This window comes from Thermobacillus composti KWC4 (assembly GCF_000227705.2).
Lineage (GTDB): Bacteria > Bacillota > Bacilli > Paenibacillales > Paenibacillaceae > Thermobacillus > Thermobacillus xylanilyticus.
Window position 1 is genome coordinate 1,884,560 of record NC_019897.1, and the last position, 11,733, is coordinate 1,896,292.

Consider the following 11,733-nt stretch of genomic DNA (forward strand, 5'->3'; position numbering starts at 1 on the left):
AATACCGGCAGCCGCAATATGTGCGAAAGAAACCGCCCCGGCATCCTTGCGGACGCGCGGGGCGGCACGGGTCAATTCAGCAAGTCTGAAATTGCAAGATTACAGCTTTTCGATTTCAAGCAGCTTGCCGTTATGAATGTACAGGGCGATCTTGTCGTCCATCTTCAGCGAGGTGACGGCGATCGTCTGCCCGCCGGACGTAATGAGCGTATCGTTCGACAGCTTGTACTGGTTCTGATCGTTCAGGCTGGTCTTGCGCACCTGAATCTCGTTCGCGGCGGCGTCATACTTCCAGAACGTCTTCACCTGTCCGGCGATGACCGTCACGACGTATTCGCCCGACTCGTTCGTCCGGATCTCGACGCGGTCATTCGCGGCCAGCGCGGCCGTGGACGTCGAGACGACGCCGTTCTTGACGATCTTGAAGTTCGAGCCGAGCGCGATATCCTCGACCGAACCGCCGTAAGCCGCGAACGAGACGGCGCCCGGCGAAGTCGAGACGATCTTGCCCACTTTCACGATAACCGTCTGCAGCTGGATCAGATCGCTGCCGGCGAACTCGGCGTTCACCGTCCGGCCCGCCGCCAGCTGGGACAGCGTTAGGCTGCTGCCGTTTTCGTCCAGAAGACGGGTATCGGCCGAGAGCGTGTACTCGCTCGTCACGCCGGCTTCCGAAGTGAGCCGCACCTTGCGGGCGGACGCGTCAACGGATGCCACGTTCATCTGCACGACGCGGTGCGCCAGAATGGCAAGCGCCTTGTCGAGATTCTGATCAAGCTGTACGGTGACCCGGTCGCCGGGCTTGAGATCCGAGATCGTCGCGCCCGCCTTGCCGGGGATCTGGACCGCCGGCGTCTGGTACGGGATGGTCACCGTACTGCCGTCATCAAGCTTGAGTACGATGCTTGAGCCGGCCGTATTCAGCGACTGCAGCGTGCCGGTATGGCGGTAAGCGAAACGGATCGTGATCGCCTGGTCTTCCGAATACGTAATCGTCACTTTGCGGCCTGCAACGAAAAACATTCTGGCCGCATCCAGCGACAGATACGAATTGTTCATTTCGATCCTTGTCTTGCTGTTCAGGGTAACGGCGGCGGGTTTGCCGTTCTGGTCCTTGAACGTCAGCGTGTCGTTCGACAGGTTGACGATCGACGCGCCGTTCACCGTCGTGATGTTCCGGCCGACCACTTTGACCCCCGTCACCTTGTCGCTGCCGTCAAGGGTCAGCTCGATCCGGTCGTCCTTGTACAGGTCGTCCCAGGACGCGGCGGCAAATCCCGGAATTTCCAGCGTCGCGCCGGAAGCGAGATCGCTGACTTCCTTCTTGTTGTTCACGGTATAGATGATCGAACTGCGGTCGGCGCTGAAACCGTCGAACAGACCGGTCACCGTCCGCGAAGCGCCGGATTCGACCGCAATTTGCGTGATCGCGCCGTTCTTCACCGTGTACGAGACGACATCGCCGCTGCGGAGATCGGACAGCGTGGCCGGCGATCCCTGTCTCGAAATGACCGCCGCGGCCGCGATATCCCAGGTTTCCGCCGCTTCGGCGCCGTCGTCGGCAATTTCGATTACGCCGGGCTGGATGCTGACAATTTTGCCCCGTCCCTGCTTGTTGACCGGCGCGGACTTCAGCTCGATCCGCACCGCCCGCTTCGACTCGCTGAACGTCTCGCGGAAGATGTCGACTTCGCTGTTCTCGGCCAGTGCAGACAGCCCGAGATTGCTTCCTGCGCGGTCCAGGACGGCCAGGTCGCTCTCGTATGGAATGGTCACGACGGGCGTGCCGACTTTCACATACAGCAGCCGCTCGGAAGAATCGATGCTGACGATGACGCCGGTCGTCTTCTCCAGCCGCTCCTCATTGTCCATCTGTTCGACGTAGAGCGCCCGCCGGCCGTCCGCGATGACGGCCGCCTGCGTATAGAGTTTCAGATTCGCAAGCGAGGATGCGCTCTCGGAATCAAAACGGTACACGGCCGTATCCGAATCGAGCGTGAACGTCTGCGTCGTGCCGTCCTCATGCGCAAGCGTCAGCTGCGTGCCGCTCAGCGAAGTCAGGATGCCGCTGTGCTGCCGCTTGTATTCGACGGGATACAGATATTGCGCGCGGCTCAGCATCGTCGCCAGCTCGGCGCGGGAAACCGTATTTTTCGGGGCGAACCGGTCGGCCGAAATGCCTTTCACAATGCCCAGTTCGACCGCGGCGTTCACATAGCCGACGTACATGTCGGAAATCAGCGAAGCATCCGCGAACGCGGGCAGATCCCGGGCCATCGCTTCCGCCTTGGCCGTCTCGCCGATCGCCCGGATGATCAGCTTCGTCACCCATTCCCGGGTTGCCGGTTTCGTTCCCCATGCCTTGTCCGGTTCGGATTCCGCAAGGCGGAACTCTTCCTTCTCCTCGATCAGCCCTTCATAGATCGCTTGCATGATGTACGGCTTGGCGTAGCCCGATACAATGAACGAATCCGGGAACAGCACCTGCGTATCCGGATCGACCTTCTCCGCCGCGCCGGTGAAGCGAAGCGCCATAAGCACCGCATCCTGCTGCGAGACGCTCGCGGCGGGATTGAATTTGCCTTCATAGCCCTGGACAATACCTTGAAGGTTCAGCTTCGTAATATGCTTTCTTGCCCAGTGGTTGTTCGGAACATCGGAGAACCCGGTGCCCGAAACCGGCAAGGGACTTTCGTCTCCACCGTCCGATACGCCGTCCGTTCCGGCATTCGCGCCGGCGTCCGTCGATTCCGCCTCCGTCCCCGTTTGTGCCGCGTCGTCGTCGGACTCCGCATAGGCCGCGCCGCCGCCTGCCAGCATCGAACAGACAAGCGCGGCAGACAGCCATTTCTTCCAATTATGTACTGCCATGAATGTTCGTTCCCCTCCCATCAAGTTCACCGGCATCCGCCGGTCCGCTATCAGCGTTTACGGCTCGTCTTGCATGGCTTGCGCAGTCCGGAAATTCAGGTCGTCGGGATAGGCTCCCCGTTCGATCGGATGAGGAAGCTCCTCATGTCCCATCAGACTTTCGGCCTGTTCGCCATCCACCAGAATTTCGAGCGCTTCGACTTCATCGAACTGGAAAGCCGACCGGGTAATCGCTTCGAGGGCCAGCGATTCGCCCATCGAACCGAGGCGCGCTTCGCCGGGCAGGGAGATGTCGACCGTCAGCACGCCGCCGTCCAGTTCGACCTGACGGAAGATCGCGTTCTTCCACAACGAAAATTCGCCGGCCGCCTCATCCTCCTGCTTGAGCGCCTCGATGGCCAGCCGGTAAACATCCCCCGGTCCGGCCGGTTCGATCGTCGTCTGTTTCTCGATCAGGCTGTTCATCTCTTCGTCCGAGACATAGTACTTCACCGTCACCGATTCCGGCTTCGTCTCCGGCTCGCCGTTCTGTCCCGCGGCCGGGGTGTTCGTGTCAGCCCCGTTTCCGGGCAATGCCGGTTCCGTTCCTTTCCCGCAGGATGCGATCAGCAGCATGGCGACGAGCAGCGCCGTCAATCCCGACATTTTCCGCACGCGATCACTTCCCTCCGTATGCTGTCAGGTACTCCTTGATGCCGGCGACGATCTCCGCGGCGATCCGGTCCTGCACCGATTCCGTGTACAGCAGCTTCGCGTCCTTCTCGTTCGACAGGTATCCGCATTCGAGCAGAACGGCCGGCATCTTCGTCTCCCGGATGACGACGAAATTCGCCTTGCGCACTTTTCGGTCCGGCAATCCGGTCGCCTTGACGAGATGCTTGTGCAGCACCTCCGCCAGCTTGAGGCTTTCCGCGCGGTTGTAGTAGGTCTCGACGCCGCTGACCGAAGAAGTGTAGCGATTGGCGTGGATCGAGATGAACAGGTCCGCGCCGAGGTTGTTGGCGTAACCGGCCCGCTCGTACAGACCGATGTACGTGTCGTCGCTCCGCGTCATGTAGGGCGCAATCCGGCTGTCCTGTTCCAGCAGCTTGTACACCTTGCGCGCGACGGCCAGATTGAACGTCTTCTCCCAATCGCCGGTCACGCTCGGCGCGCCGGGATCTTCTCCGCCGTGCCCCGCGTCGATGACGACCTTGTACTTCTTGTTCGGATCCGCTGCAGGCAATTCTTCCAGCACGAAATCGACATGAAGCGCGCCTTCTTCAAGCGTGATCTCGTAGTCCTGTCTCACCTTCAGATCGAATACGACCCGAACCGTCGAAGGATTGTTGCTGTAGTACGAATAGCGGACGCGTTCGAGCGCCCTCGTGTCGGTGATCAGTTCCCCCTGCGACGCCTTCCGGGCGGCAAGGTCCGCCATGATCTCCGGCGAAAGCGAGGCGTAGGGAATGTCGATGACAAGTTTCGTGCCTGACCAGAGCGGCTTGTTCGGCGTCATGGAACCCTGGAAAAGCACCGTGACGCGGCGGGCGCCGTCGAATTGGATCTCTTTCACGACGGCGAGCGCATCTGCCGGCACGGCCGGCAATTCACCGCCCGGTTCTTTTACTTCTCCATCTTCCGTCCCAATTCCTTCATCGCCGTCCGCATCGCCTTCATCCGGGTTGGCCGATTGCGGATTGTACAGGAAAACCGATTTCGAATACGAATCCCAATAGACCTGGAGACCGAGCTGCTCCCCGACAAACCTCAGCGGCACATAGGTGACGCCCTTGTCGACAAATGCGGCGGCCCCGAGCTTGAGTTCCCGGCCGTCGACCAGCGCGGTATCTTTACCAAAGGTCAGTTCGATGAGCGAACTGCCGTTCGAGATGCGGACCTGATCCGTGCCGGCGGTCCAATTGACGGTGTAGCCGATATCTTCGGCAATGACGCGGATGGGAACCATCGTGAAGTTGTTCACGACGCGCGGGCTTGCGCCTTCCGCGATCCGTACGCCGTTCATGTACAGGCTCGGCGGCTCGGCGGCATGCGATTCGGCTGGATACAGCGCAATGAGCGCGAACAACAGAGACAGCAACGCAACAATTCTCTTCATGGGTCCACCTCTGGCTGCGGAAATACTGCAAACGTAGAAGCTGATGTAGCCGAACGCTTGTCTGAAGGATTAGACGCCTGTACCTGAGAAAAGTTGCGAGATGTCGAAAAAGATGGGACCGAACGACTAAACCGCCGGAAATCTCCCGATTGCGCGTGATTTCGCGCATTTTCAGGTGCCTGACGCACGAGAGCCGTTCCGGAAAATCCGGAACGGCTCTTATCCGTCCGCGATCAGAACGGCTGTGCCGCGCGTCTTGCTTCGTACGCCGCGATCTTGTCTTCATGCTGCAGCGTCAGGCCGATGTCGTCCAGGCCGAGCAGCAGGAACTGGCGGCGATGCTCGTCGAGGTCGAATCCGATTTCGAGTCCGCGTCCGTCGGTGATTTTCTTCGCTTCCAGATCGACCGTGAGCTGGTAGCCTTCATGCTCGGCCGTGCGGCGGAACAGTTCGTCGACCTGCTCCTCGCTCAGCGTGACCGGAAGAATGCCGTTCTTGAAACAGTTGTTGTAGAAAATGTCGGCGAACGACGGGGCGATGACGACTTTGAAGCCGTAGTCGAGAATGGCCCACGGCGCGTGCTCGCGGGACGAACCGCAGCCGAAGTTCGCGCGCGAGATAAGAATGGATGCGCCTTTGTAGCGCGGCTTGTTCAGTTCGAAATCCGGATTCGGATTGCCGCTTTCGTCAAACCGCCATTCATAGAACAGGAACTGGCCGAAGCCGCTCCGCTCGATCCGTTTCAGGAACTGCTTCGGTACGATCGCGTCCGTGTCGACGTTCACGCGGTCAACCGGCGCGACGATGCCCGTATGTCGGATGAAAGGTTCCATCGTATATGCTCCTCTCCGTTCACTTTGCGAATCAGACCGTCAATTCGGTCTTGATCTTCCAATCCCGCACGTCGGTGAAGCGGCCCATGATCGCCGCAGCGGCCGCCATGGCCGGCGAGACGAGATGCGTCCGGCCGCCGCGGCCCTGGCGTCCTTCGAAGTTCCGGTTGGACGTCGACGCGCAGCGTTGGCCCGGCTGCAGCACATCCGGATTCATCGCCAGACACATCGAGCAGCCCGCGTCGCGCCATTCGAAGCCCGCTTCCTTGAAAATCTTGTCGAGGCCTTCCTTCTCCGCCTGCATCTTCACGCGGCCGGAACCCGGCACGACGATCGCCGTCACGCGCGGATGCACCTTGTAGCCGCGGGCAATCTCGGCGGCGGCGCGCAGGTCTTCGATGCGGCCGTTCGTGCAGGAGCCGATGAAAACGTAGTCGATCTCGATCTCCGTCATCGGCGTGCCCGGCGTAAGGCCCATGTATTCAAGCGCTTTTGCCGCGGCCTTCCGTTCGTTCTCCGTCGGGAAGCTGTCCGGATCCGGCACGCAGGACGTGATGTCCGTGCCCATGCCCGGGCTCGTGCCCCAGGTGACCTGCGGTACGAGCGATTCGACGTCGAACTCGACGACCTTGTCGAAGACCGCGCCTTCATCGGTGCGGAGTGTCTTCCAATACTCGACCGCCCGGTCGAAATCTTCGCCCTTGGGCGCGTACTCGCGGCCGCGCAGATATTCGAACGTCTTCTCGTCCGGCGCGATCATGCCGGCGCGGGCGCCCGCCTCGATCGACATGTTGCAGATCGTCATCCGCTCTTCCATCGAGAGCTCGCGGATCGCTTCACCCGTGTACTCGATGACGTAGCCGGTTGCAAAGTCGGTGCCGTACTTCGCGATCAGGCCGAGGATCATGTCCTTCGCCGTGACGCCCGGCTTGCGCTTGCCGACGAAGCGCACTTCCATCGTTTTCGACTTCGCCTGCTGCAGACATTGCGTCGCCAGCACGTGCTCGACTTCACTCGTGCCGATGCCGAACGCCAGCGCGCCGAACGCCCCGTGCGTCGACGTATGGCTGTCGCCGCACACGATCGTCTTGCCCGGCTGCGTCAGCCCGAGCTCCGGACCCATGACGTGCACGACGCCCTGGTCGATGTCGTTCAGGTCGAACAGCCGGATACCGAAGTCGCGGCAGTTCTTCGTCAGCGTGTCGATCTGCTGCTTCGAGATCGGGTCGGTGATGTTGAACCGATCCTTCGTCGGCACGTTGTGGTCCATCGTCGCGAAGGTCAGATCCGGACGGCGGACCTTGCGGCCGGCCATGCGCAGCCCTTCAAACGCCTGCGGCGACGTCACTTCGTGCACCAGATGAAGGTCAATGTAAAGAATGCTCGGTTTGCCCGGCTCCGAATGAATGACGTGGTTATCCCAGATTTTCTCGTACATTGTCTTCGCCATGCGATCACCCCATTGTCGGTTGCGCGGGAGCGCGGCGTCCCGCCTATGCTGGTTCTATTTTATCATGTTCTCATTGATTGAACAAAGATATAATAACTATATAGGCAATAGGTTTCACCTATAGCACCATCGGCTTTCTGATTCGAAAAACGGTTTCTTGCCTGAAGGAGCGAGCAAGATTCGTGGATTTGCGACAAATGCAATACGTCGTGCAGCTCGCGAAGGAGCGGAACTTCTCCCGCGCCGCCGAGAAACTGCATATCGCCCAGCCTTCGCTCAGCCAGCAGCTGTCGAAGCTCGAGAACGAACTCGGCGTCCTGCTGTTCAGCCGCACGACGAACAGTGTGGAGCCGACCCACGCCGGCACCGTCTTCATCGAGAAGGCGGCGGTCATTCTGGATGCCGTCGAGCAGCTCCGCCAGGAGATGGACGACCTCGCGCAAATGCGCAAAGGGCGGCTGATCGTCGGCAGCCTCCCGATTACGGGTGCGCATGTGCTGCCGCATGTTCTGCCCGTCTTCCGGGCGCGCTATCCCGAGATCGAAGTGACGCTTGTCGAAGATACGACATCGCGTCTGGAGCAGCTCACGGCCGGCGGACAGACCGACCTGTCGCTCCTCTCGCTTCCCCTCGGCGATCCTTCGCTGACCTGGGAGCCGCTGATCGAGGAAGAAATCATCCTCGCCGTGCCGCCCCGCCATCGGCTGGCCGGGCGAACCGGCGGCGTGGAAGTGGCGGAGCTGTCCGGCGATCCGTTCATCGTGCTGAAGAAAGGCCAGGGGTTTCGCAAAATTACGCTCGACCTGTGCCTTGAAGCCGGCATCGAGCCGCGCATCGTGTTCGAGAGCGGCAACATCGAGACGGTGCAGTCGCTGGTCGCGGCCGGCATGGGCATCGCCTTCGTGCCGCAGATGGTGGCGCGGGCGCCCGGCACGCCGTTCTCGCCCGTCTACCTGCGGCTTGCGTCCGCTCCGACGCGCACCCTCGTCATCGCCAGCCGCAGCGGCCGCTACCTGTCGAAAGCGGCGCGGGCGTTCATCGAGACGCTTCGGGAGACCGCCCCGGGAGCGGCCGCGCCGTCGCCCGGCAAGAGCGGCGGCTGACCGGCGGGGAAGTCCGGCAATGCGCGGGCTTCCCCGCCGGCCGGAAATCTCAGCGGCCGGATACGGCAGGCCCCCGCTTGTGCCGATGCAGCTTCGCCGCTTTTACGACGCTGCGAACCAGCGCGATGGCGGCGAACGCCGCGGCGATGAGCGCGATCGCGAGCCAGGCGTTCCAACGGAGTTCGTGGAGCGCATACAGCCATGCGGCCAGACCGGACAGCGTCGCAAGCAGCGTCGGCACGGTCAGGATTACGCCGGCTTTGACATAATCCCCCCACCCGATCTTCACCTGCTTCGCGGACAGCACGTGCAGCCACAGCAGCGTGGCGAGCGAGCCGATCGGCGTCATTTTCGGTCCCAGATCCGAACCGATCACATTCGCGTAGATGAGCGCTTCGCGGATGAAGCCTCCGGTCTCCGTGCCGGAGACGGCCAGCGCGCCGATCATGACCGCCGGCAGATTGTTCATGCCGGAAGACAGCACGGCCGCCAGCAGGCCCATCGCGATCGTCGCCGCGTACCATCCCCATCCGGCGGCATGTTCGATGAAGCGGCTCAGCAGGTCGGTCAGTCCGGCGTTCCGAAGACCGTACACGACGACGTACATCCCGATCGAGAACACGACGATGCTCCAGGGCGCATCCCTGACAATCTGCTTCGTGTTGATGACCGGACTTCGCCGCGCGATGGCGAGCAGCAGGACAGCGGCGGCGCCGACCAGGGCCGATACGGGAATGTCCAGCGCTTCGCCGGCGAACAGGGAGACCAGCATAATGCCAAGCACCGCCCACGCCCACCGGAACATCCGCGGATCCCGGATCGCTTCCTTCGGATGCTTCAGCCGGGACAAGTCATAGCCGGCCGGGATGCTCTTCCGGAAATACAGATACAGGACGAGCAGGCTGGCGGCGGCGGCGACCAGATTCGGCACGATCATCCGGCTCGCGTATGCGGCAAACCCGATGCCGAAGAAGTCGGCGGAAATGATGTTGACCAGATTGCTGATGACGAGCGGCAGCGAAGTCGTGTCCGCGATGAATCCGGTCGCCATCACGAACGGCACGACCGTCCGGGCGTCGAAATCGAGCGCGCGGACCATGGCAAGCACGATCGGCGTCATGATCAGAATGCCGCCGTCGTTCGTGAACAGCGCGGATACGGCCGCGCCGAGCACGATGATCAGCAGAAACATGCGCAGCCCGTCGCCGCGCGCCCGCCGCGCCATATGCAGCGCGGCCCATTCGAAGAAGCCGGCTTTCTCCAGCACCGACGAGATGAGCATGACGGCCACGAGGGCGAGCGTCGCATTCCAGACGATCCCGGCAACGTCGCCGACATCCCTCAAGTTGACCACCCCGGCGGCGAGCGCCAGCAAGGCGCCCCCCGACGCGGTCCAGCCGACAGGAAGTCCCCTGGGCTGCCAAATAATGAGCGCAATCGTGACAATGAAAATGGACAAGGCAACCGCGGCCAATCGACGTCCCCCACACGCGCAGCCTTCCGGCCATGCGCACCGATTCGCGAAAATCCGTCGATCATTATCGCACAGCTCCCCGTCCGCGCACAACGGGAATTTTAAAGCCCTTCTCCCCGCCGGTCAGGCAAGGAAAAGGGCTTGTTGGCGCGGCTTCGCCGCCTATACCGGCTGCCCGGCATCGAGTTTGTACAGCGCCGGCCTCCGGTCTTCGAAAACGGGAATGCGCCGGCGCACGTCCTCCACCAGTTCCAGGTCGATTTCCGCCGTCAGGATCGTCTCCTCTTCACCCGCTTCCGCGACGATTTCACCCCACGGATCGATGATCATCGAATGGCCGGAGAAATCCGTTCCGTTGCTGGACCCGACCCGGTTGCAAGCCGCGACGTACATCTGATTTTCGATCGCCCGCGCCCGGAGCAGCGTCCGCCAATGCTCCAGGCGGGGGTGCGGCCATTCCGCCGGCACGACCAGCAGTCTGGCGCCCGCAAGCGCAAGCGTCCGCGCCAGTTCGGGGAAGCGGATGTCGTAACAGATCATGACGCCCGCACGCACGCCGTCGATTTCCGCAAGGCCGATCCGCTGTCCGGGCCTCAGATGCTTCTCCTCGTCCATCAGCCGGAACAGATGGATTTTGTCGTATTCGCCGGCCGGCTCTCCGTCCCTGCCGAAAATCCGGATCGTGTTGTAGACGCCGTCCTCCCGGCGCTCCGCGATCGAACCGGCAATCACGTTCACGCCGTGCCGGCGGCTGAAATCAGATGCGAACGCCTTCGTCCGCTCGCCTGCCGGATCGGCAATCGTTCCGATTACCTCCAGCGCATAGCCGGTGTTCCACATTTCGGGCAGGACGATCAAGTCCGGCTTGTCCGCCGCCGCCTGCTCCATCCGTTCGGCCGCCCGTCCGAAATTCGCCTCCGGGCTGCCCGCATCCACGTGCATCTGCACGAGGGAAATCCGCATTTTCCGTCCCATCGCTCCGCCTCCTGATTTGCCGTGTTCTTCTCATATTACCCTGACATGGCGTCATGTCAAGTTGGCAACACTAACGGCAACCTCCATCCCAACCCCTGACAAGGAGCTGATCCCATGCCGAGATCCCTGCTGGCCGCACTAATTGCGCTGGCGACTGTCCTGCTGCCGTCCGCCGGATTGCACGCGGCCGGGAAGACAGAGCGTTTGCCCGCAAGACCGGTGCAAATCTTTGACGTGAAAGCCGGCAAAGTCGTCCATTCCGTGGCGAACGACGAGGAATTCCAGCGGATGGCGCGCGAATGGCTGCAATCGGTGACCAGCCTGTCGCCGAAGCTGCAGCCCGGCGAGGAATGCGGCTACGTCTACCGGGTGCCGCTTGCCGAGCCCGGCGTGGTGCGGATCGGCGGTGCATCGATCACCGTCCGCGACATCTTCCTGTTCCATTGCGAACGGGAGAAGCCGATGCTGCTCGTTTTCGATTCGGGCAACCGGCCGTACCTGCTGAACTTCGACGCCGACTTGAGACCGTTCTTCCGCAAGATCGCCGCCCCGGGCGCTCCGCAGCAATAGCCGGATTGCGCACAGGCTGCCGGATGCCGCGGACTCCGGCATATTCCAGGGCCGGTTGCGGACCGGTCAACCGGCTGACGGGCGGCTCGAACGCCTGTCAGCCGTTCGCCTGTGGTCGGCAGAAGCCATCGGCCGGACCGTCTCACCGTGCGGTTGGCTTCATCACTCTCGTTCAGTCGATCCTTTATCGCCCCGTTCAGTCGGCCCATCTTAGCTAAGCGAAGAATCTTCCTCTAACTAGCCGAGCTTGTTCACTATCCGACTAAAATAATTATTCCGGGGTATTCCGACCGCTTCACACAGAAAAATAATCCTCAACCACTCGACAGCCCCGTCAATCCGTGCTAGATTAGGATATT

General features: G+C 61.7%; 9 protein-coding genes. 2 read left to right on the forward strand and 7 right to left on the reverse strand.

Annotated features, from left to right (window positions below):
* Nucleotides 1-99 precede the first annotated feature (99 nt).
* From THECO_RS08745 to leuC, 5 genes are all read right to left on the reverse strand, one after another.
* Complete coding sequence (locus THECO_RS08745) at nucleotides 100-2,871, reverse strand: S-layer homology domain-containing protein (protein WP_041853860.1); 2,772 nt, start codon at nucleotides 2,869-2,871, stop codon at nucleotides 100-102.
* Nucleotides 2,872-2,928: 57 nt separating this feature from the next.
* Nucleotides 2,929-3,516, reverse strand: coding sequence for a GerMN domain-containing protein (locus THECO_RS08750; RefSeq protein WP_232427793.1), 588 nt, complete (start codon nucleotides 3,514-3,516; stop codon nucleotides 2,929-2,931).
* Between the two features lie 13 nt (nucleotides 3,517-3,529).
* Nucleotides 3,530-4,969: an N-acetylmuramoyl-L-alanine amidase gene (locus THECO_RS08755; RefSeq protein WP_015254673.1), complete on the reverse strand. Its 1,440-nt coding sequence runs from the start codon at nucleotides 4,967-4,969 to the stop codon at nucleotides 3,530-3,532.
* A 233-nt stretch (nucleotides 4,970-5,202) separates the two neighbouring features.
* On the reverse strand, nucleotides 5,203-5,802 hold the full coding sequence (gene leuD, locus THECO_RS08760) for a 3-isopropylmalate dehydratase small subunit (RefSeq protein WP_015254674.1): 600 nt from the start codon (nucleotides 5,800-5,802) through the stop codon (nucleotides 5,203-5,205).
* Between the two features lie 31 nt (nucleotides 5,803-5,833).
* The gene (leuC, locus tag THECO_RS08765; protein WP_015254675.1) at nucleotides 5,834-7,252 is read right to left on the reverse strand and encodes a 3-isopropylmalate dehydratase large subunit; all 1,419 of its coding nucleotides are present in this window, start codon (nucleotides 7,250-7,252) and stop codon (nucleotides 5,834-5,836) included.
* 182 nt (nucleotides 7,253-7,434) lie between these two features.
* Between leuC and THECO_RS08770 the strand changes: the two genes are divergently transcribed.
* A complete protein-coding gene (locus THECO_RS08770; RefSeq protein ID WP_015254676.1) occupies nucleotides 7,435-8,355 on the forward strand; it encodes a LysR family transcriptional regulator in 921 nt (306 codons plus the stop codon).
* 49 nt (nucleotides 8,356-8,404) lie between these two features.
* Here the strand turns inward: THECO_RS08770 and THECO_RS08775 are convergent, their stop codons facing one another.
* A complete protein-coding gene (locus THECO_RS08775; protein WP_015254677.1) occupies nucleotides 8,405-9,829 on the reverse strand; it encodes an arsenic transporter in 1,425 nt (474 codons plus the stop codon).
* Nucleotides 9,830-9,991: 162 nt separating this feature from the next.
* A complete protein-coding gene (locus tag THECO_RS08780; protein ID WP_015254678.1) occupies nucleotides 9,992-10,804 on the reverse strand; it encodes a carbon-nitrogen family hydrolase in 813 nt (270 codons plus the stop codon).
* 114 nt (nucleotides 10,805-10,918) lie between these two features.
* On the opposite strand from THECO_RS08780, the gene THECO_RS08785 reads away from it, so the two are divergent.
* Nucleotides 10,919-11,374 carry a hypothetical protein gene (locus THECO_RS08785; RefSeq protein WP_015254679.1) on the forward strand — a complete coding sequence of 152 codons (456 nt, stop codon included), beginning with the start codon at nucleotides 10,919-10,921 and terminating at the stop codon, nucleotides 11,372-11,374.
* Nucleotides 11,375-11,733 lie beyond the last annotated feature (359 nt).

Coding starts and splice junctions, on each gene's coding strand:
- THECO_RS08745 (WP_041853860.1), bottom strand. CDS start 2,871: ATGGCAGTACATAATTGGAAGAAATGGCTGTCTGCCGCGCTTGTCTGT.
- THECO_RS08750 (WP_232427793.1), bottom strand. CDS start 3,516: ATGTCGGGATTGACGGCGCTGCTCGTCGCCATGCTGCTGATCGCATCC.
- THECO_RS08755 (WP_015254673.1), bottom strand. CDS start 4,969: ATGAAGAGAATTGTTGCGTTGCTGTCTCTGTTGTTCGCGCTCATTGCG.
- leuD (WP_015254674.1), bottom strand. CDS start 5,802: ATGGAACCTTTCATCCGACATACGGGCATCGTCGCGCCGGTTGACCGC.
- leuC (WP_015254675.1), bottom strand. CDS start 7,252: ATGGCGAAGACAATGTACGAGAAAATCTGGGATAACCACGTCATTCAT.
- THECO_RS08780 (WP_015254678.1), bottom strand. CDS start 10,804: ATGGGACGGAAAATGCGGATTTCCCTCGTGCAGATGCACGTGGATGCG.
- THECO_RS08785 (WP_015254679.1), top strand. CDS start 10,919: ATGCCGAGATCCCTGCTGGCCGCACTAATTGCGCTGGCGACTGTCCTG.